Below are 20,310 nucleotides of genomic sequence, written 5' to 3' on the forward strand. Positions count from 1 at the left end.
CGTTGTCCTCGACGATGATCTGCCGGCCCAGGTCTACCGCATTCGCTACGGGCAGCTCCCCCCGCACCTTGGTGAGTGCCTTGGACAGCTGCTTGTACGCGGCGGGCTCCTTGCCGGGCTTGGTTCGGAATACCTTGTAGACGAAATTTCCATTCTTGTAGACGGTCGCCTCACGGCTTGTGGCCAATACCTCAAGCCCTTCGAGGATCGGTTCATTGGCGACGTCCAGAGCGACTCGCTGGATCGCCGGTGTGGTTTCCGTGCCCGCCGATACCCGTTGGACTGGCATCGCCGCTTTGCCCGACATCACTCGTGTGGCGTTGGCCTCCGCCTCTCGTTCGAACCGGTCGGAGGGGTCGGAGACCTTGAGGCCCGAGCCGTTCTCGGTCCCGGCGACGGGGCCCTGGCGTTGCTGGATGACGTGCGTCAGCTCATGCGCGAGGGTGTGCTTGTCCGCGCCGCCGTCGCCGATGACGACGTGGTTGCCGGAGGTGTAGGCGCGGGCGCCGACTTCGGCCGCGGAGTTCTTGGCGGCGCTGTCCGTGTGGATACGGACGGCGGAGAAGTCCGCGCCGAGTCGAGACTCCATCTCGGTGCGGGTCGATTCGTCGAGAGGTCGGCCACCGCTGCGCAGGACGTCGTGGACGGCCGAGCGCTGCACGGCGGGCTGCCCGGCTCCGCAGCCGGCATTGTGCTGATGGTGCTCCTGCGCCCACGGGTGGTCCGCCGCGCGCAGCATCTGGACGACGGCCGCGTTGCCCATGGTCGTCTGCAGAGCGAGGAGGCCCCTTGGCACACTGCCACCTTGATCCCGTGCGCCGGCAGGTATACGGGCGGGTTGCCTCCTGTCAGAGGTCTGGGCTTGCTCGTTGGTGTGCATCGGATCCTCTCCCGTACTGCTGACTCGGTCTCTGTATGCGGAGGCGTAAGCGTTCCAGGTGGCGCCCATGCTCTACTAACTCTTCTGTGCCCGGCGTCAGTAGAGCGCTACTGTAACGGTTGGTGCGTATTCCCCTTTGTCGTTGGAATCCATGGAGCAATCGTGCCAGGTGAGGAGCCTGACCGGGCGGGCAGCCGTCGCCGGCACGCATACTCGTCCGCCGAGGACCGATGGTTCATGGAGCACTTTCCGAGTGGCTACCGATCGGGTGACGGCGGCGAGGCCGCGAAGCACGAGGCGCCCATGCCGTCGAGGGCGATGTTCGAAGTCGCAACTCAGCAGCCTGGTTGCCTCGTTGGTTCCCTTCCCTGCCGCACCCGACCTGACTCATGTAGGGGTCGAGTGGGTCACGATGCTCGTCGTCACAGGCGAGGGTGAACGCCGCTGCAAACTTCCGCCGCACCAGCGCGCGCTCGTCGCTCCGGTGCACCTGCGCAATCACGACACCTTGGCCCGGATCGCTACGGGCTTCGGCATATCGGTCCGCACCGCCCGCACCTGCTGACCCCGACACAACGGACCGCCGGCACGCCGGCAATCCCGTCGACTGGTGGCCTCTCCCGCACGGGCTCCTGAGTGATACGTCCAGGTCTGCTCGTACATGGAGAGCTCTGCCGTCGGTGCCGAGCGTTGGAGACGGCATTCGCAAGAGGGGGCGTCCGCCTCCAGTCGGCGGTTGAGTGGTTCAGCGTACGAGGATCAGCCCGCAGCTGTACGCGCGCGCGTGGCCGATGCCCTGGGTGAGGGCCGCGATGAATACCTTCGGGTTGGTGACCGTGAGGGTGCCTTTGATTTCCGCGCGAGCGATGCGCAGGCCTTTATGTGGTGCTGGGCTCGATACGCGCGGAAGCATGCGTACGGCGATCTGATCGATGTCGGTGTCCGCTCCGATGCGGGTGACGCCGTCCGGAGCGATCGCGGGTTCGCCGGGCGGTTGGAGGCGGCGCGCGAACCACCCCTTGACGTGTTCGGGGCGTGTGTGGGGGACGCGGGTGCCCCGGGTCCTCGGCGGAGAGCCCGGTGGAGGCGGAACGCTGTGGACGGGATTGACGACCGTGCGGAAGGCGACTTGGTCGCCGACGCGGAAGGTGCGGTCGATGGTGAGCGGCTCCGGCTTCTCAGCCAGGGCAGCGTGGGGGATGCCGCTCCAGTCGGCGGGGAGTGACGACTGGACCACAAGGTTGAGCCGCGCCTGACGGAGGTCGACGGTCCAGGTCGACAGGATGCCCATCTGGGCACGCGGGTCCGGGCTGCCGTCGTCCAGCCACCCGGGGAAGCCGCTCATGACGGTCCGGTGCATGTCCTGTGCGTCGATGAGTGATTTACCGGCGAACGGATGCCGAGCATCCAGGGTCAGCAGGGTCTGCCCGGCGACGAATCTGGCAGCCCCACCCGCGCCCGACGGCGCGTTCGACGCGGTGGTATTCGTGTTCACAGGATGATGTCCCATCCACGGGCGTGTGCGGCGATGATGATGCGGTGGCGTGTTTCCCAGCGGAGGCTGTGAGTGCCCCCGTCCGCTCCGAACCGCACGGGCTGGTCGGACAGGGGGCCGACACCGGGAAGTGGTCGTGGGCTCTCGATCCAGGCCCATGGGCGTACGCGCGTCACGGCAGTCGGCGACTCGCCTTTGTGCCCAACGGCGTCGGGTAGCAGGGCGTGTGTCTCGAACGCTGCCTTGAGGGAGCCCGGAGCGATGCCGACGGCGAGGTCCCCCGACGGCGGACAGGCTTTACGGCCGAGCCAGAGCAGCCTCTTCGGGTACTCCAGGGCGTGAGCGACACGTTCCAGGAGAGCCTTGTCCTGGTGCTCCAGACCGACGAGGAAGGCGGCGTCGGCGAGGTACCAGCGCTCTGTGATCAGGCTGTGGCGGCGTACCTCTTTGGAGACGAGAGCTCCTGACGTCGGGTCGGCGGTGACGTACTTCGGTGAGCCGTACCATGCCTCCAACTCCGCGTGTCCGAACGGACCGGGCTCCGGGGCATCGTCCGACGGCGGCACCCGCAACAGGCCCGTCGTCGCTTTGGCAGCTCGCTGGTGGTCGGTGATGAGGTCGCGCGGGCGCAGTGGGTACCTGCCGCCGCCGACTGTGTGGTAGTCGCGGAGCGACGTGCCAGGCCGGTCGGCCCGCACACCGAAGCGCATCTCGGCGAGTTCCCCGAGGGGTTCTTCGCGGGGCAGTCCGAGAGCCGCGGCGCACAGGCCGATCACGCCCGACTTCGTGGGGCGGCTGTGCGTGTCGCGACGGGCGAACCTGCCGGTGATGCCCCAGGACTGCAGGGGTCCAGCCAACCGGACGAGGAGGACGTGCGAGTCGTTCGCGTCGCTCACGGGGTGAGGTCCTCGGCCCGCTCCACCAAGGACAGTGACTCCGGCAGTTCCAGCTCTCCCAGGAGCAGGTCGATCTCAGGGTCGTACGTGAGCACCCGTGTGGTGCGCAGATCGTCGCGGCGGCGGCTGACGAAGATGTGGTGGCGCAGCAGCCTGCGTACGGCGGCGGGCCCCGCCGGTCCTTCCCCACCGGCAGACAAGGCCCCCTCGTCGACCGGCTTCTGAAAGGCGGACGCGTAGTTGTAGGGGCGTTCCCCTTCGAAGGCGAGGACGAGCGCCGGCAGTGATCCGGTGGACGCGGTGGAGTTTTTCTTCGCTTCGGGGAATGCCTCCACGAAGGAGTTCACGAACTCCTTCTCGGCCTCGGACGCAACCTGTTCTGCCTCGGCCTCGTCCATTCCGGCTACTCGCAGATTGATGCGAAGCTGTGTGCGGTCGAGGACCGCGTGCCGGTAGAAGGTGCCGGAGATCAGGGACTGGTACCCGGTCATGCCCGCGCCCGCGTCGTCCGCGGCGTCGAGGAAGTCGAGAGCGTTGCGTTTGCGGTCGAGCTTCGCATCATCGGCGGCGGCGTAGAAATCCTCGATCTGCTCTGCTTCGTGCACGGTGAAGGCGTGCCCTGTCTGGACGGCGCCATCTACGTTCGGCGAGTCGGGAATCTCGGCGAGAAAACGACCGTAGAGAGCGATGTCCACGGCGTCGCGAGGGGCGAGGGCCAGCAGAACGGCATCGCGGGTGGCCTTGGGCAGCGGAGGCAGGTTGACGGCCGTGGCAGTTTCCGCCGTGGCCTCCTCCGTCTCCGGCACTGTCGTGGCCTTCTTCGTGGCTCCGCGACGCGCCTTCTTCGCCGCCTCGGCGCGAGCCTGAGCTTCGAGATAGGTGTCGCGCCACTCCTCGACCTCCGCCGACTGGGCGACGATGTGGCGCGCGATCCTCGCCCCGGCGTCGGACGGCGCGAAGATGAGGACCTTGGTCAGATTGGCCACGGTCTTCTTCTTCGGATCGCCGAATTTGAGACCGCTGGCTTCCATCACCGCACGGGCCGTGATCAGAGCCCTGTCCCGGTCCCAGCCATGGGCGGACTCAAGCTCACGTCCGGCCAGGAGTGCCCACTCCCGGGTACGGACGCCCATGCTTCGTCCCTTGAGCTGCCCCAGGCCGGCGTTGGCCCGGTTGCGGGCGTGGACCCGCTCGGCACGCCTGCGGGCCTGGCTCGTGATCATGTGGCGTTCCACGCCGCCGAACACCAGGGATTTGGGCTGCGCGTTCTCGTCGCGTACGGGAAGGACCGCAGCCAGGGTCTCGATGAGATGCAAGGAGAGGAACTGGCTTCGAGGTGACTCGGTCACGAGGTGGTGTCCTTCCGCGACGTCGGTTTGTCCGATGTTTCCCGGCCGCGTCCCGGCGGGGTGTGGAACTCGACCGACCACTGATAAGCGACGCGCGCCTTGCGGTCGTTCCACTTGATGAGGTCCTCGGTCAGGGCGGTCCAGGACGGTGGGGGCTGTTCGCAGGACCGGAGCCGAGTGACCGCTTGCTGGAGGTGGTGCCAGGGAACGCGCCGACTCGCGACGACACGATCCAGGAGCCGCTGAGCGCCGGGATTGTCCGGCCCGCGCCCGATCCCGTCCCCGATCCTGCGGGCCGCGGAACCGAGACTGCCATGGCCGTACGAGGGTGTGGGGCGCCCCTGGTGGTAGATCGCGAACAGGAAGGCCATCTGCTCGAAGAGGTCGCGGTGGTCGTCGCCTCCGTACCAGCCCGCGCGGATGTGCGCGTTGGTGCGGACCCGGGCCCGGCGGAGTTCGGCGAGTGTCCCGTACTCGCGGTTGCGGACGAGGGCGGTGAGCCAAGTGGTGAGCGCTGTGCTGTCGTGCGGGAAGCGGGGCGTCTCCGCCTCGGTACCGGCCGATGGGTTCTGCTCAGTCACGTGCTGTCTCCCCTCGGAGTTCGGCCGGGGCCCGTTCACCGGACATGGCTTCCTCGAAAAGCCCCACGGCCCGGGCCCGCGCTCGGTTGTTGAGGTCGCCGGGCGGCAGGGTGTCGAGGCGTTGGAGCAACTGGGTGCGAGCCATGTTCAGCAACTCCAGTGCGTAGGCGACCAAGGGAGCGGACACCGGGTCGTCGTCCTCGAACCCCCGGTCGACCACCTCGTCCAGCAGCACATGGAAGGGTTCCTCAGCTGCGGGCCAGAAGTCGTACCGGGCGTCGAGCCGCGCCACCTGACCGACCTCGTCCGCGGCCCTCAAGGCGGGGAACGCGAGCTCCGCGGCCACGATCGCCGCGTTCTTCAGGGTCCGCGCTATGTGTTCGGCGATGTCCGAGCCACGGCGGGACGCCCGGTAGAGGTGCGCGGCCATGCCCGGGGCGTAGGGGTAGGCGCCGTGGGTCCAGGCGACGGCGAGCGTCTTGTTGGCCAGGAGGCCGACAGCCCAGAGATGGTACGGGGCACCCTGCTGCGCTTCCGGGTCCTGACCCCCAGACATCGATCGCTGGTACGGGAGAAGGGACCGCAGCCGCGCGTACATCCCTGTCCGGTCGTCCTTGACCGCGCCGTACAAGGCATGGGCCTGTTGCCAGAGGGCCCGGCTGGGCGAGGGCCACAGCGGCTTCGACACGCCGTTCGTCGTCTTGCTGTACACGGCGTCCTGGAGGTGACGCTCCGGGTCGAGTTCCAGTACTTCACCGGCTCCGATCAGAACCCGGTCGACCATGACCTGTCCGTGCGGCCCGAGTGCCGGACGCAGCAGTACGGAACGCCCCAGGGAGCTGTGCAGGTCCGCTGAGCTTCGCGGCGCCCGGGGCTTCGGCTTTTCGTTGAACGTGCGCCGTTCGAAACCGGCTGTGGTCCATGAGGAGTTGAGCGGCTTACCCGGCCCCTCGGGTGGATAGAGGTTCAGACGCAGCGTCTCGCCGAGCGTCCGCCCCAGGGCGACGACCCGGATCCGACCCGACAGCCGGCCTGCCGCGAGATTAGTGATCTTGGCGCCGAGTAGTTCCCCGGACATGCGGGCCCGCCCGTAAGGACCGTAGACGTGCTGCGTGAGGGTGGCGCGGAACGCGTCCGCCGCCGGGAGCGGGTTGTCGCGTTCGAGGTGATGGTGGTCGAAGTGCTGGTTGTAGTCACCGGCGTGCTCGATGATCAGCTGGGCGGTTCCGGTGCCGCTCTTGCGAAGATCCCTCGCCAGTTCGGAATTTTGCGCCAGGGGCTCTGTGGGGTGAAAAAGATCCCAGGAGTCTGCCGGTTCCTGCGATAGCCAATCGGCGGCCGGCGCGAGGGTCCTACGGTCGAGGACCCAGGCGCTCCAGTCCTCGTCGGAGGACGGACAGGTGCCGGAGGCGAAGCAGATGGCCAGCAAGTACTCGATGACGGCGACGGTCTCGCCCGGCGAGGCACAGTCGAGGGCGGCCAGGTCGTCGGCCCGGGTGAAAAGCCCGAGCAGGGAGTGGTGCGCGGTCGCGCCGTCCAGGTCGACAGCGGGGATACAGGGCTGGAAGCGGGGATCCCAGCTGGCGCGCTGCCCGGCGGGAATCGGCGGTCGGGTCTCGTCCAACCCGTGCCACCTCCTTCTGGATCAACAGCCGAAAAACTAACAGGTGATGGCACCGGCGAGGGCGGTTTCTCCGCATCTCGCCGCACTCCGGGCGCCCTGTGGAATCCGGAGTGCGGGACACCCCCGCCCACGCGGGGAAAGCCCATTCCAGAGCCCTTCAGGCTCCCGACGGGCCACTCCCGCTGTGAGCGGGAAGCGCTTCACCGGCCTCGAAGCACTTGTCCGTGCAGGTACTGGACCACCCGGCCGGGTAGCACCGACCCGGGGATCTAAAGTTAGAGGTTGCCGATGTCTCGGCAACCCCGGCAGCACTCCACCGGGAGACCGGTGAGATGTGAGTGGTTCCCGCTTCCGTGCGCACGGAAGCGGGAACCACTCACTGCTGGGGCAGGCCGTTCTCGACGCGTTGGGTGCGTCGAGAACGGCCGTCTACCAGAGGTGGTCGACAGCCTTGGCCGTCAACGCGCTGACCACTCCAGTCACCAGGATGAGGAACAGCTCATCCTTGCGGCGCCCCAGCCACTCACGTGCTGTTTTTCCCACGTCGCTCCTCCGTGTCGGGACCTGCAGCGCCGCGGATGCAGAGCTGCAGGCAACGTCACGGCTGAGCGAGTGGCAGCACGAGAGAAGTTCTACACCAACGTCAGCTCCCAAGAGGCGATTTCAGGTCACCGAAGCCCGAGTGGAGATCTTCATACACAAGACGAGCGCACTGCAGGCCCCCGAGTTCCAGCACAAGGGTCATGCGACTGATGCCCTTGAACGGGGCTCGTCGCCAACACGAATGTGGTCGGTCTGTGCGGCACCGGACGCATGCTCGCCCTCAACGCGGGCGCCGGCGCACGAGGATGCTGAGTGTCGTCCGCGCGTCCTTGCGGCGATCCGGTGCGGAGGAGAGGACGGAGACGAGGGCTACGGTGAGCAGGACGACCGCATAGAGGAGACCGGCGGATGCGCTCAAAAATACGGTGTAGTGGAGTAGTTGGGGGAGCTGGGACACGGGCCATCCTTCTGTCGGGAGCCGTTTCCGGCTGCTGTGGTGATGACTCCAGACTGGCGGCGGCGGCGTAGTGTCGGAAAGTTGCGCCGACCTCGCACCACGGTTTCCGCAGGTCAAACCGCCTGATGTCTTACGGTGGCAGCTGAGTTTTCCGGGCGGCGAACAAGAATCAGGAGCGAGACCGTGGCGGCTCCGGCGAGACGCGCGCGAGACGAACTGCACGGCATGATGAAGGAGGCGTGGGACGCCGCAGGGCTGACGTACAGCGGCGTGGCCGCGCAGTTGGATTTCCCTCGTTCGACGCTGACAGGCTGGATCAAGGGGACGACGGTCCCTTTGCCGGGTCGAGTGCATGACTTCTGGGCCCTCGTGGGGATGTTGCGGAACGCGTCCGGCTTCTCGACGCACTCGGACACCGAGTGGGAAGCCGCCCTGCGCGCGGCTCAAGAGGAAGCGAGGGGCACGCAGTACAGGCAGATTTCCGTGAACCGGCGCCAGGCGGATCCCGGTCTCCGCTTCATCGGGCTGCACCGGTCGGCCCCCGACTCCCCCGCGGGCGAGATCCGGGTGCGGGCGAACGAGCTTACGGATATGAACGCGTTCGCCCAGGACTCCTGTCCCGGGGCGCCGTCATATCTGTGCTGGCACGCCGACGGCCCCGTGGGCAAGACGACGCTGCTCGCCGACTACGTCCGTCAGAAGCCCCCGGTCGGCATGGACATCCTGACCTTCTTCGTCTCCGCGGCCCATGGCACGGACACACGAGCCGAGTTCGAGAAGGAGATCGCAGGCCAGATTGACGTCCTTCTCGGCACGCCCGGGAGCCCGGTCCCAAGAGGCACCCGGGCGTGGAACGCCCTCCTCGCCAAAGCCGCCGAGAAGAGCGCGCGGCACGGACGGAATCTCCTGCTCGTGGTCGACGGACTCGACGACGACGTGGCCTGGTCGGGCGACGTGGCCGGGCCGGACCTCGCAGGCAAGAGCGCGACGCCGAAGTCCGGGGCCTGCCCCGGGGCCAAGCCCGAGGGCCCGGCCCGAGCCGTACGGGGATCCGCGCGCGAGAGCATTGCGGCGCTTCTGCCCTACCACCCGCCGCCCAACCTGCGCGTCATCGTCTCCCTCCGGCGCTGCACCCCCCTTCCCCACGACGTTCCCGCGAAGCGGCACCCGCTGCGCCAGAGCCGACATCTGCGAACCCTCCTGCCCGTCTCGGGGGTACCCCAGCTCCGACAGCCACCGCCCGACGCCACCGCACTGGGCGAAGCGGTCGCGGGGCTGCTGGCTGTGGCGGACGGAGGCCTGAGGACGGTGGACCTGGCGGAGCTGACCGGGCTCTCCGTGGACCACCTCGACCGCTTGGCGCAGGGCCCGGCGGGACGTGCCCTCGTGACCGAGGACCCGGTGCTTGGGACGTATGCCCTGGCGGACTCCCGCCTCGTCCGCGTGGTTCGGGAGGACTTGGGAGAGGCAGCGGTCCTGCGGTACACCCAGGAACTGCTGGCCTGGTCGCGAGGGTGGCACGCGGCCGGCTGGCCGGACGGCACTCCCCCGTACCCATTGACGCATCAGCTCCGCCTGCTGACCGGCACCGCCGAACGTGCCGCCTACGTCCTTGACCTGCCCCGTCTGCACCGGCTTGCCCGCACGGCCGGGCCGGACGTCCCGCTCGCCCAACTGGACGCCTTCGAGGAGGAGATCAGCGAAACGGTGGACGTCACGTCCGACGCTGACGGTCTGGCCGCACTCGTACCCCTCTGCGGCGCGCGGTCCCTGCTGCGCCAGGTACACGAAGCGGATGTGCCCGACGGGGCCGCCGCCCTCTACGTCAGGCTCGGGGACGCGGAGCGCGCACGCGGACTGGCCCGTTCCGCGCCCACGGCCCTCGGCAGGGCCGTGCATCTGGCGGACGTGGCGGTGGAACTGGCGTACGCGGGACAGTCCTATGGGGGACGGACCGAACTGGACACCGACGCAGTTGTGCGGGAGGCCGTCGAGGGGCTGGCCCAGGACCGTGCCCACCAGAGCTCTCCCGGTACCGTCCGGGACCCCGAATCGTACGCACGGCTCCTCTACGCCGCCGGGACGCTCGCACGGCTCAAGGGACCCGACGCCGCCCGGCCGCTGTTCCTCGCGGTGCTCCGGGACCCGGCGGCCGGGACAGCGGCGACGATCGAGGCGGCGGGGACACTGCAAGCTGTGCTGGCGTTGCGCTGCCAGGCGGAGACACTCAGTGCGGGCGACCTGCGTGCCCGGACCGCGGCGGTGGACCTCTACGGTGCGCTGGCACAGGCCACCCCCTCCCTCGGCCGATTCGCCGGCGATGCCATCGAGGCCATCTGCGAGGAACTCGGCGAGGTGGAAGGACTGGAAGCGGTCGATGTCCTGGCCACCTCGGTGTCGGCGCTCATGAGTCTGCCCGTCAAACGGCACAGCAGGGCAGCCGAACAGTTGCGAAAGGCCTCGGCCCGGATGGGGGCAGCGGTCGAGGCACTGAGGAACCCCGATTCCCCGCCCGATGCCTTATCCGAAGTCGATCGGGCCCATCTGCGCCGCGAACTCGCGGGCACACTGACGCGCCTTGCCCGGGCCTCGGCCGACATGGGCGTGAGGGGCGACCTCGACGGAGTCAGACACCTGGTGGATGCGTTGCCGGAGGATCTGCGCACCGGGGTACTCGGGGACCCCCTTCTGGAACGGGCGCAATGGACCCTCGACACAGCGCAGGACGACAGGGCGCGCCGGAACAGTGAGGCTGCTGAGGCCGCGGCCGAGAAGCGTGAGACCGAGCGCAAGATGAAGCGCAGGGTCGACGACGCCATGCGCGAGGCATTGGACAGAGAACGCAAGGCCCACAAGGCACAACAAGCCACCCGCGCGTCACAGTCCCCCCGGGCACCACACCTCACACAGGCAGCACCTCAGGACACTCAGCCCCCACTCTCGCCCCGGCACAACCCACCCCCCGGGCGCCCGAGGCAGCACAGGCGATCCGCCGGACTGCTGCGCCCCGGCGACGGCCCGTACCCCGATCGCCCAGATCAGCCTTTGCTCCCCTTGCTCCTGGAGGCGGACGACCAGGTGAGCACGGGCCGTCTCCTCCGTAGCCGGGAACTCCTGGAAGGGGCCCTGCGGAACCGTCCCGCGGCCCAGCCCGCGAGCACCCCGTCTCTCCCCGGAAGCTGGACGGTGGACCTCTGCCAGGCGATGGGCGCGGCAGGTGCACCGGACGAGGCCGAAGCGTTCGCGCAGAGCCTGCCCGACACAGGTGCCCGCGCCCGTCACCTGGCAGCCCTCTCCCTCGGCTGTTCCCTCGCAGGACACGGCGATCCGGGCACCCGCTACGCCCGAGCAGCGGCCCGTCTGGTGTCCGATGGCACCGCCTCCGGCCTTGCGAATGCCGTGGCCCAGGCTCTCGCTCACACAGGTGACGAGTCCGCGGCCAGAGCGATGGCGACGGGTGATACCGCCCGGCAGCGGCGGCACGCGCTGACGGCGGTCGCCGCCGGACTCGCACGACACTGTCCGGAGGCGGCGGCACGCGTCGCGGAGCCTCTGGTGGATGCAGTCGTTCGGAGGATCGAGGCAGGGAGGCAAGGGGGCCCGCCCCCTCCTCTCCCTGAACTGGCCGCCCTGCTGCTGGCTTTCCCGAACGTCCGGCAACCCGCACCGCGACTGAGCGCCGCACTCCGCCGCGTCGCCCTGCACGTGGCCGATCCCTCCATGTCGTGGCCGACGCAGTCGATGGCTCTGCTCACACTGCTGGCTCGGCTCGGCTGCCTTCCCGACGAAGATACGTACGCCGTCGAAAGCGCGATCGGCAGATGGCAGCGCCTCCTCCAGCCGGGGCAGGAAGCCTCCGCGGAACTGGCGTTGCTGGCAGCGGTGGACGGCAATACCGCGGACGTGTGGCGTTACGCCGACGCGGCGCGCACCCCGGACGACCGAGCGGCGATGCTCCGTACCGCCGCCGCGCACCTGGCGGGCGCCCACGTGGCGCTGGCCGCGGACAGCAGCGCCGACGACCGGGTGATCCAGACCTGCCTGGCACTCGCGCAGGCCTCCGGCAGCGGCAGCCCCCCTGCCGAGGAGACAGCCCGGCACATCACGCTGGGGCTCTTGCGATCCGATGCGTGGACTCACGCGATCCCGCTGCTCCCCTCACTCGCCCCTGGGGCGCTGGGCCACCTGAGCACCATGGCGAGGGACATGAACCGGCCTTCGGAAGGAGCCGCTGACGGAGGCGCGTCATCTTGAGGCTGAGAGTCCTGTTGTCCCGTTGCGTCGGGGAGCTCGCTCCGACGGAGCCTGCGCGGGCTTCCCTGGACGGATCAGGCGTCGTGAGAGGCTGGGGCGTATGAACCGGATGGCTGGCGCGGCCTCGCCTTATCTGCTTCAACACGCCGACAATCCGGTCGACTGGTGGCCCTGGACGCCGGAGGCTTTCGAAGAAGCCAGGCGACGAGATGCACCCGTTCTGCTGTCCGTTGGATATGCGGCGTGCCGCTGGTGTCAGTGGACTCGCGAACCCGGCAGCCGGCGGTGCTCACACCTCTCTGATGATCACGCGGCTTCCGCAGAGCTTCGACCAGTCGTCGTGGTCGGAGGTCAGGACGATCGCGGGGGCCGGGACACGGAGTGCGAGCGCGGCGACGAGGGCGTCGATGGCGCACTTGTGCCCATGTAGCCCGCCTGCATCCTGAAGCAGCTTCACCGCTGTCAGGGAGTCCTCCTGGCTGACCGGCTCCACCCGCAGCCGGGAGAGCACCCACTTCAAGCGCGCCAGGTCGGTCTTCCCCTGCGCAGCTTCAACGATGGTCAGTGCCGACACAAGGACAGGTACCCCGACCTGCCGAGGTGCCTCAATGCGAGCCGCCACCCTGCGGTCGTTGCGAAGCAGTAGGGAGGGAGCCTCGGAGTCCAGCACCAGCGATCGGGCTGGCTGCACCTTCACGCAGAGCCCTGCTCGGCGTCCTTGTCCCCGAACAGCTTGCGACGAGCAGCTTTGATCTCCTGCTCCGTGAGTACGCCATGCGCTTCCTCGCGGGCCGCGACGATCTCGGCGAGCCCGGCCATGGCGAGTTGGTGCCTGATTGCTTCGGTGATGTAGCTGGACAGGCCGCGACGACTGGTTCGGGACTCTCCCCGTACTCTGAGGGTGAAATGATGGGACAGACCTCTCGGCTCGCCGCGAGGACGGCAGGTGGGCGGCCAGACATGATGATCGACTACAACGTCAGCGATCATTGGCCTGCGGACACGCCGGGCTGGTTGAAGTCCCTCGTCTCGTCCCTCGACCGGCGCCACGGCGAAAGCACCGTTCTGCCCCTGACCGTGATCGTGGACGAGATCCTGGAATGGCTGGAGCTCGCCAGCGGCGTCGACGCCTGGAAGAACTCGGCCAACCGTGCATCCTTGCGCAGCGATCTGGAAGAGTCCTTGCGGTCACTCGGTCCCGCGCTCCGGTCCTACATCGCCACATCGCTCGGCGACTTCCAAGCCGCCTTCACGCGGCTCGTCAGCAGTCCCGGGGCTGTCCTGAAGCAGCCGCCGGGCAGCCGCACCGATACGGTCTGGACCGATGTCGCAACGACCGGAGAGAACTTGCTCGCCGCGCTCGAATCCGACGAAGGAGCCTGCCTCAGCTGGGACGACCTGGTGGCCACGGCGCGGGACCGAGCTTTGGCGGGTCGGGAGTACCGCCCGATCGCCGATCTGCTCTTCGACCAGTTGCGCAGGCGAGACCTCAATGCGGAGGGGATTTTCCGGGGGCTTGTCTCCGTGATGGCGTTCGGCCGGGATCCTAACGACTACCGGGCCGGTGAGAGGGACGTACCGCTGGAGGAGCGCATCGCGAGTGCCCGGACGTACGTCGGTGCGCAAGCCGTGGCCGAGCCTATCGTCGTGTGGCTCGGGTACCAGGGCCGGACGTTCCTACACCTCTCGGCCGGACGGGTGTCCTTCCTGGACGCCCACTGGGCAGTGCCCAACGCCCAGCCAGGGAGGCAGGATTTCAAGCACAAGGCGGAGCTCTGGGAATTCGTCCGCCATAGTGACCTCTTCAACGTCGCGGAGCTGGTCGACGAGGAATCCGACGTGGACTTCCTGGTTCGGGTCGACCTCGGTACCACCACGGCAGCCGATGCCGTGAACCGAGCCGTCCGCACCGTCGAGACGATCATCGATGTTGCCATCCACAACGCCGGCGGGATCCGCCCGTACCTCGTCCAGCACGGGCTTCTGCGTTCCGGTCGCCCAAGCTCGCAGAGCTTCATGCTCCCCGGACGCGAGAAGGGTTTCCCTGACGACCACTATGGTGCGGGCATCACCGCCAAGGCGATTGAAGAGCACGGTCCGCGCATCGCCTCGGCGCTCGCCCGCGAAGACCTGCCCCGGTTCCTCGCCGCCGCGATCGAAGTGCAGACCACTGCTGACCATCCGTTCAGTCGTGACATGGCGATGCGCGAGCCTTCCGAAGCGGACATCCGCAGCGTCATCCCCCTCACGGACCGCGTGGTGCAACACGTCGCGGCGTACGCGGCACTCGCACCCGGCGAGGTGTTCCGTTTGCTCGGCGCGCGCTGGCCACATGCGCGGTGGCTCGCGGATGTGCGACGAGCCGTCGGGATGTGCCTGCTCGGCGGAGCAAACCGGAGTGGTCTGGTCAACGAGCTGACCCGGGAGTGGTTCGCGAACAATCCGTCGCGCCCATGGATCCTGTTCGTCGCCGACCGCTCCGCCGATCTGCTCTCGCTCTGCCGCATCGAGCACGAGCGCGCCTGGATCAGCCGGATGTTCTCCAGCGTGAGCGATCACGCTGGGTACCGGACCCTGGTCGAGCGGTACGCCGCTCAAGGCATCGTCTTGGAGAGGCGACGGAGCCGCGTCCGCAACGCTCTGGTGCACGGCAACCCCGCCGGTTTCGCGATCGTCGGGTCCGTGCGCGAGTACGCCGAGTTCCTCAGCGGTGGCGCGCTCAACATCGCTCTGGAGTCATACATCGAGGGTGAGGCGCCTGCCGCCGCCCTCGCCCGGAGGACCGGCGAGTTCAATGCCATGCAGAACGGACAGGACGCCGCTGCGTACTGGAGGGCCCGGGTCGCGGTTCGGACCGCAGCGGGTACGTCCTCGGCGTAGGTACGCGCGACGACGGCCGAGGAATACCCCGCAGTCCCGGTTGGAAGACGAGTACCCATTGGTCGGCGTTGCTCGCACCTCTGATGACCGAACGGTTCCCGCAGGTTTTTGGTCGCTCGTCACGGTCGCCCGGATGAGCCCGGGCAGCTGCGTTGCCTCAGCCGCCGTGCTCGCGCAGAAGTTCGATCATGTTGCGGAGCATTGGTATCGCCGAGTCGCCGGCCTTGTCCTTGTCGTTGAAATGCATCAGCTCGTTGCGGATCTCCCGCAATTCATCGAGGCGCGTGATGAAGGACTTGCGGTCCAACGGCCAGCTCAGCTTGTCCCACTGTTCCTGATTTCCCAGGACTTGCTGGTAGTCGCCATAGGACAGCTGATCGAAGGTAGAGAGCTTCCGGCGTCCGTCCGGATCACAAAGGGTGATCACCTCTGTCAGATCCAGACCCTCGGAGATGATCCGGCGTAGTTGCCGGTCGAGGTCGCCGATGAGCAGGAACGGCCGGGCCGTGGCGCCGTATTCCGCGGCCACGTCGGCCACGGTGATGATGCCGGCAATCTGATTCGTCTGATCCTTGACCAAGAGGAAGCCGAACCGTTCCAGATCGGGCAGGACGTCGATCAGGTGCTCGGCGTAGCTGACCGCGTGGGCGGCGACGATGGCCTCGGAGAAGGGGGCCTCGGGGTCCGCGTAGCGCGCTCGCGCGATGGATTCCCATGTGACAGCACCCCGCAGATTCCGAGGTCCGCTTAGCACTGGTAGTTGCGAGTACCCGTTGAGGCGCATCTTGGTAAACACTTCCTCGAAGCTCGCCGAGGAGGACACCGACACCACTCCCTTGAGCGCTGAGGGCAGGTTTCCGACCGTCTGGCCTTGTATCGGTTCCCCCTTGTCCTCGTCGTCGTTGGAGGTGGTGGCAGGCCCGGGTGTGCCAGCCTCCCTGGGCTCTTCCTGCCCCGCCGTCGGGTCCTGATCGACCGCCTTCTCCTCGCCGTCCTCGGTACCCCTGGAAGGGCCGGTCAAGGTGACGCGGTCGTCGATCCCCACGGCGGCGAAGTCCGGCACAGTGGAAAGGCCGTGGTTGGCGAGTTCGGCGGCTACCTGCTCGGTGACCAGGTAGCCGCGGCGGGATGCCCCCCACCAGCCCAGCAGATCCCGGACGGTGACGGTGACTGGCGCCTCGGCATCCGCCTGCTTCCGGGCGTCCTTCAACCGCGCATGCAGGGCGGCGGGGCCGTCCGCGGCGCCAGCACCGGAACGTGGCAGCTCCGCCACCGTGTCCAGGAACTTCTGCCGCACGGCGTCCAGCAGGTTGCCGTCGTCCAGTGCCCAGGAGGTCCACCCGTCGTAGGGGCCGCGCCCTGTGGCGGCGGCGGCTGCCGCCGAAGGAGATTTGAACCGTTGGCCGTCACTCAACTCGATCCTGCCGTCCGAGGTCACCTGAGCAAGGTGCTCCTGCCCGGACCGCCGCTGCCGGAAGGTGAGGCGCGTCCCCGCGCCCAGAAGGCCGGCGTGGGCGAGGTCGGAAACCAGTACCCGTCGCCCCTCGAACAGATAGGAGGCCCGGCCCAGAGGCTCGTCCGCGCTGTCGTCTGCTGTGCACTCAGCCATCGGTTTCCCCCGGTCGGCCTGCCTCGGAACCCCCTGATCATCGCAGAACCGTGCCCGGCATCGGTGCGGATTTTAGGGGATCGTCTTGTCAGGGGTGGGCAGGGACGGTTGGACCGGGTCTCGTTCCGTAGTGCGGGCCGGTGCCAGGGGGCGGGGCATGCCCCGCCGACTCACGCATGTCAGGTCCCGTACTCTTTCCAGGCCGTGGGCAATGTCGTCGACCGGTAGCAGACGGAGTCCGCGGCCTTTCGGCTGCCTGCGCCGGTCGGCTGAGTCAAGTGACGGTTACCCGTCTGAATGTCCCAAGGCATGTGTGACGATCACTGTGGAGGTCAGAATGAACTCGCTGAGGGTAGATGTCCTGGCCTTCGAGGCGCCGTGCGAGCGGTGTTCGTTCTCCTTTTCGTGGGTATTCGCACTGTTGCCTTCACATAGGCCTCGGGGCGACGAGTTCACCACCACGGACTTTCCCGAAGCGGTTGAGACGGCCCGCGCCATCCTGGCGGAGCCGGACAGTGAGCCAGACCTCCGCGAGCAGTTGGCTGACAGGCCGGCATGGCAGCGCGGGCGAGGGTTCAACCCCAACCGCTGCGCCTCCTGCGGGCACCAAGCCGACTGGCACACGTTCGAGAAGATCATTGACGAGGCCCTTTACGGAGGCTGGATCTACGCCGCTGTGGGTCGGGTTTCTGTGGAACGTTGGCGTGCGATCAGGGGTGGCGGGCAAGGAATCAGCTGGCCGTACTGCTGACGCCGCCCGTGCGTGCACCATCGCCTACCTGAAGAATTGGCCTGGTAGGAGGTTTGCCAGGTCCGGAGATGGAAGACGCTTCTCGATCGGACTGCGAAGTAGCACGATGCGTGCGTTAAAGGTCAAGCATCGATGGTGGACGACCTCTTGGTGCCCCTACAGGACGCCAAGATCGACCGTCACGGGGAATGGCGCGGTGGCCTTCACGGTGCCGGTGAACACCTCGCTGTCCCGGTAAGCCTTGTTGGCTGGGTCGAGGATGTAGGTGTAGACGATCGGAACGCCGGTGGCGGCCTGTTCGATGCGCCAGTAGAAGGGGATGCCGGCCTTGGCGTACTGGTCCACCTTCACGATCCGGTCGGTGGTTTCCGAGCCGGGCGACACGACCTCGACGACCAGGAGCACGTGCTCGGGGCGGGTGGGTGTGAAGTCGATGGTGTCCGCCCGGTACACGGTGACGTCCGGACGGCGGTTGGTGAGCGGCACGTCCTGCAGGCGGACGTCGAAATCCGTGTCGGCGTTCCAGTCCGGGCCCGCGGCGGTGTCCAGGGCGTTGGCCAGGATGCGGGCCAGCCGGTTGTGGCGCTTGGAGGCGCTCGGGCTCACTACGACCATCCCGTCCACGATCTCGATGCCGGCGCACTGCTCCTCGGACCAGGAGTCGTACTGCTCCGCGCTGATCTGCGTGTGCATCCACGCGGGTGCCACCATCTCGGCGGTCATGGAGTACCTCCTTCGAGGATGCGGTGCTGCTCGACTCAGCGTACTGCCAGCTTCCAGTCGGGCACCGGCTTTGGGTCGGGGCGGAACCTCTAATGTCAGCAGGGCGACCTGGGTGCAAAAGGGGTGATTCGCATTCACCATGTGATGGCACATGAGTGCAAATCGGTCAAGTGGGGCGGGGGCTTGCGGGCCGAACCGGCAGGGCCGTGTCAGCGTGAGAGGCTGGGTCGCATGAACCGGTTGGCTGGTGTGACCTCGCCTTATCTGCTTCAGCACGCCGACAATCCGGTCGACTGGTGGCCCTGGTCGCCGGAGGCGTTCGAGGAAGCACGGCGACGTGATGTACCCGTTCTGCTATCGGTCGGTTACTCTGCGTGCCACTGGTGCCATGTGATGGCCCACGAGTCGTTCGAGGACGAGACCGTCGCCGCCTACCTCAACGCGCACTTCGTGCCCGTGAAGGTCGACCGGGAGGAGCGGCCCGACGTCGACGCCGTCTACATGGAGGCCGTCCAGGCGGCCACCGGGCATGGTGGGTGGCCGATGACCGTCTTTCTCACGGCGGACGCCGAACCCTTCTACTTCGGGACCTACTTCCCGCCCGAGGCCCGGCACGGATCGCCCTCCTTCCGTCAGGTTCTGGAAGGCGTGGTGGCCGCCTGGACCGACCGGCGCGATGAGGTCGCCGAGGTCGCCGGGCGGATCGTCGCGGATCTGGCGGGGCGTTCGCTGGTGCACGGTGGCGACGGGGTGCCGGGGGAGCAGGAGATCGCGCAGGCGCTGCTCGGGCTGACCCGGGAGTACGACGAGCAGCACGGCGGGTTCGGGGGCGCGCCCAAGTTCCCGCCGTCCATGGCTGTGGAGTTCCTGCTGCGCCATTACGCCCGTACGGGGTCGAAGGGGGCGCTCCAGATGGCCGCCGACACCTGTTCGGCGATGGCCCGGGGCGGGATCTACGACCAGCTCGGGGGCGGGTTCGCGCGCTACTCCGTGGACCGGGAGTGGGTGGTGCCGCACTTCGAGAAGATGCTGTACGACAACGCGCTGCTGTGCCGCGTGTACGCCCATCTGTGGCGTACCACCGGGTCGGACGAGGCCCGGCGGATCGCCCTGGAGACCGCCGACTTCATGGTGCGGGAGCTGCGGACCACCGAGGGCGGTTTCGCCTCCGCGCTGGACGCGGACAGCGAGGACGCCGACGGCAAGCACGTCGAGGGCGCCTTCTACGTGTGGACGCCCGAGCAACTGCGTGAGGTTCTGGGCGAGGACGACGCCGCCTTCGCCGCCGCGTACTTCGGGGTGACGGAGGAGGGGACGTTCGAGGAGGGGGCCTCCGTGCTCCGGCTGCCGGGGGACGCGGGGCCCGTGGACGCCGCCCGGGTCGCGGACGTACGGGCCCGGCTGCTGGCGGCCCGGGCGCAGAGGCCGCGCCCGGGGCGGGACGACAAGGTGGTCGCCGCGTGGAACGGGCTCGCCATCGCCGCGCTCGCCGAGACCGGCGCGTACTTCGACCGGCCGGATCTGGTGGAGCGGGCCACCGAGGCCGCCGATCTGCTGGTCCGGGTGCATCTGGGCGAGGTGGCCCGGCTGACCCGTACCTCCAAGGACGGGCGCGCCGGCGACAACGCCGGGGTGCTGGAGGACTACGGCGATGTCGCCGAGGGCTTCCTCTCGCTGGCGGCGGTGACGGGGGAGGGGGTCTGGCTGGAGTTCGCCGGGTTCCTGCTGGACATCGTGCTGGAGCAGTTCACCGGCGAGGGCGGGCAGCTCTACGACACCGCGCACGACGCCGAACAGCTCATCCGTCGGCCCCAGGACCCGACCGACAGCGCCACCCCGTCCGGGTGGACGGCGGCTGCGGGTGCGCTGCTCTCGTATGCCGCTCACACCGGGTCCGAGGCCCACCGGGCGGCCGCCGAGGGTGCGCTCGGCGTGGTGAAGGCGTTGGGGCCGCGCGTGCCCCGGTTCGTCGGCTGGGGTCTCGCGGTGGCCGAGGCGCTGCTGGACGGGCCCCGTGAGGTCGCCGTCGCCGGGCCGGTCGGCGGGGAGCTGCACCGTACGGCGCTGCTGGGGCCGGCCCCTGGCGCGGTGGTCGCGGTCGGTGAGGGTCCGGGGGCGGGGGCCGAGTTCCCGCTGCTGGTGGACCGGCCGCTGGTGGGCGGGGAGCCGACCGCGTACGTCTGCCGCCACTTCGTGTGCGACGCGCCGACGGCCGATGCCGTTGGGCTGGCGGCGAAGCTCGGGGGCCGAGCGCTGTCGTAGGAGGCG

General features: G+C 68.4%; 14 protein-coding genes and 3 pseudogenes. 6 read left to right on the plus strand and 11 right to left on the minus strand.

Annotated elements, in window-relative coordinates; all coding sequences use genetic code 11:
- Positions 1–300: 300 nt before the first annotated feature.
- A pseudogene (locus tag ACZ60Q_RS15780) lies at positions 301–880 on the minus strand (eCIS core domain-containing protein); the annotation flags it as partial.
- 355 nt (positions 881–1,235) lie between these two features.
- Between ACZ60Q_RS15780 and ACZ60Q_RS15785 the strand changes: the two are divergent.
- Positions 1,236–1,433 (plus strand): annotated as a pseudogene (locus ACZ60Q_RS15785) (helix-turn-helix domain-containing protein); the annotation flags it as partial.
- Positions 1,434–1,625: 192 nt separating this feature from the next.
- Here the strand turns inward: ACZ60Q_RS15785 and ACZ60Q_RS15790 are convergent.
- The 6 genes from ACZ60Q_RS15790 to ACZ60Q_RS15815 form a co-directional block, all read right to left on the minus strand.
- Entirely contained in the window at positions 1,626–2,375 is a 750-nt protein-coding gene (locus tag ACZ60Q_RS15790) for a type I-E CRISPR-associated protein Cas6/Cse3/CasE (RefSeq protein ID WP_469633927.1), read from the minus strand.
- Positions 2,372–3,271 (minus strand): type I-E CRISPR-associated protein Cas5/CasD, encoded by a 900-nt coding sequence (cas5e, locus tag ACZ60Q_RS15795; RefSeq protein ID WP_469633930.1) that lies wholly within the window; start codon positions 3,269–3,271, stop codon positions 2,372–2,374. The genes ACZ60Q_RS15790 and cas5e overlap by 4 nt, the downstream gene beginning before the upstream one ends.
- Positions 3,268–4,620, minus strand: coding sequence for a type I-E CRISPR-associated protein Cas7/Cse4/CasC (locus ACZ60Q_RS15800; protein ID WP_469633933.1), 1,353 nt, complete (start codon positions 4,618–4,620; stop codon positions 3,268–3,270). The genes cas5e and ACZ60Q_RS15800 overlap by 4 nt, the downstream gene beginning before the upstream one ends.
- Positions 4,617–5,201 (minus strand): type I-E CRISPR-associated protein Cse2/CasB, encoded by a 585-nt coding sequence (gene casB / locus ACZ60Q_RS15805; RefSeq protein WP_469633936.1) that lies wholly within the window; start codon positions 5,199–5,201, stop codon positions 4,617–4,619. Before casB ends, ACZ60Q_RS15800 begins: the two co-directional genes overlap by 4 nt.
- Entirely contained in the window at positions 5,194–6,825 is a 1,632-nt protein-coding gene (locus ACZ60Q_RS15810; RefSeq protein ID WP_469633938.1) for a type I-E CRISPR-associated protein Cse1/CasA, read from the minus strand. The genes casB and ACZ60Q_RS15810 overlap by 8 nt, the downstream gene beginning before the upstream one ends.
- Positions 6,826–7,648: 823 nt before the next feature.
- Positions 7,649–7,825, minus strand: coding sequence for a hypothetical protein (locus ACZ60Q_RS15815; RefSeq protein ID WP_469633941.1), 177 nt, complete (start codon positions 7,823–7,825; stop codon positions 7,649–7,651).
- Between the two features lie 483 nt (positions 7,826–8,308).
- Here ACZ60Q_RS15815 and ACZ60Q_RS15820 point away from each other — a divergent pair, with 483 nt between their 5' ends.
- Both ACZ60Q_RS15820 and ACZ60Q_RS15825 read left to right on the plus strand, forming a co-directional pair.
- Positions 8,309–12,079 carry a hypothetical protein gene (locus ACZ60Q_RS15820; RefSeq protein WP_469633944.1) on the plus strand — a complete coding sequence of 1,257 codons (3,771 nt, stop codon included), beginning with the start codon at positions 8,309–8,311 and terminating at the stop codon, positions 12,077–12,079.
- Positions 12,080–12,179: 100 nt separating this feature from the next.
- A pseudogene (locus ACZ60Q_RS15825) lies at positions 12,180–12,335 on the plus strand (DUF255 domain-containing protein); the annotation flags it as partial.
- Positions 12,336–12,368: 33 nt separating this feature from the next.
- On the opposite strand, the gene ACZ60Q_RS15830 reads toward ACZ60Q_RS15825, so the two are convergent.
- Positions 12,369–12,776, minus strand: a complete 408-nt coding sequence (locus ACZ60Q_RS15830; RefSeq protein WP_469633947.1) for a type II toxin-antitoxin system VapC family toxin — start codon at positions 12,774–12,776, stop codon at positions 12,369–12,371.
- Positions 12,773–12,997 carry a hypothetical protein gene (locus ACZ60Q_RS15835; RefSeq protein WP_469634960.1) on the minus strand — a complete coding sequence of 75 codons (225 nt, stop codon included), beginning with the start codon at positions 12,995–12,997 and terminating at the stop codon, positions 12,773–12,775. Before ACZ60Q_RS15835 ends, ACZ60Q_RS15830 begins: the two co-directional genes overlap by 4 nt.
- A 42-nt stretch (positions 12,998–13,039) precedes the next feature.
- On the opposite strand from ACZ60Q_RS15835, the gene ACZ60Q_RS15840 reads away from it, so the two are divergent.
- Positions 13,040–14,959: a hypothetical protein gene (locus ACZ60Q_RS15840; RefSeq protein ID WP_469633950.1), complete on the plus strand. Its 1,920-nt coding sequence runs from the start codon at positions 13,040–13,042 to the stop codon at positions 14,957–14,959.
- Positions 14,960–15,116: 157 nt separating this feature from the next.
- On the opposite strand, the gene ACZ60Q_RS15845 is transcribed toward ACZ60Q_RS15840, so the two are convergent.
- On the minus strand, positions 15,117–16,568 hold the full coding sequence (locus ACZ60Q_RS15845) for a restriction system modified-DNA reader domain-containing protein (RefSeq protein ID WP_469633953.1): 1,452 nt from the start codon (positions 16,566–16,568) through the stop codon (positions 15,117–15,119).
- A 313-nt stretch (positions 16,569–16,881) separates the two neighbouring features.
- Between ACZ60Q_RS15845 and ACZ60Q_RS15850 the strand changes: the two genes are divergently transcribed.
- Positions 16,882–17,319: a hypothetical protein gene (locus ACZ60Q_RS15850; RefSeq protein WP_469633956.1), complete on the plus strand. Its 438-nt coding sequence runs from the start codon at positions 16,882–16,884 to the stop codon at positions 17,317–17,319.
- A 156-nt stretch (positions 17,320–17,475) separates the two neighbouring features.
- Here ACZ60Q_RS15850 and ACZ60Q_RS15855 read toward each other — a convergent pair whose 3' ends face one another.
- Positions 17,476–18,042: a Uma2 family endonuclease gene (locus tag ACZ60Q_RS15855; protein WP_469633959.1), complete on the minus strand. Its 567-nt coding sequence runs from the start codon at positions 18,040–18,042 to the stop codon at positions 17,476–17,478.
- A gap of 231 nt (positions 18,043–18,273) precedes the next feature.
- Between ACZ60Q_RS15855 and ACZ60Q_RS15860 the strand changes: the two genes are divergently transcribed.
- Positions 18,274–20,304: a thioredoxin domain-containing protein gene (locus ACZ60Q_RS15860; protein WP_469633962.1), complete on the plus strand. Its 2,031-nt coding sequence runs from the start codon at positions 18,274–18,276 to the stop codon at positions 20,302–20,304.
- Positions 20,305–20,310: the final 6 nt, after the last annotated feature.

The sequence above is a fragment of the Streptomyces sp. NPDC104313 genome (assembly GCF_055583985.1).

Bases quoted from the DNA above. Each gene is read 5' to 3' on its own strand.
- ACZ60Q_RS15840 (WP_469633950.1), top strand. From the start codon at position 13,040: ATGATGATCGACTACAACGTCAGCGATCATTGGCCTGCGGACACGCCG.
- ACZ60Q_RS15845 (WP_469633953.1), bottom strand. From the start codon at position 16,568: ATGGCTGAGTGCACAGCAGACGACAGCGCGGACGAGCCTCTGGGCCGG.
- ACZ60Q_RS15855 (WP_469633959.1), bottom strand. From the start codon at position 18,042: ATGACCGCCGAGATGGTGGCACCCGCGTGGATGCACACGCAGATCAGC.
- ACZ60Q_RS15860 (WP_469633962.1), top strand. From the start codon at position 18,274: ATGAACCGGTTGGCTGGTGTGACCTCGCCTTATCTGCTTCAGCACGCC.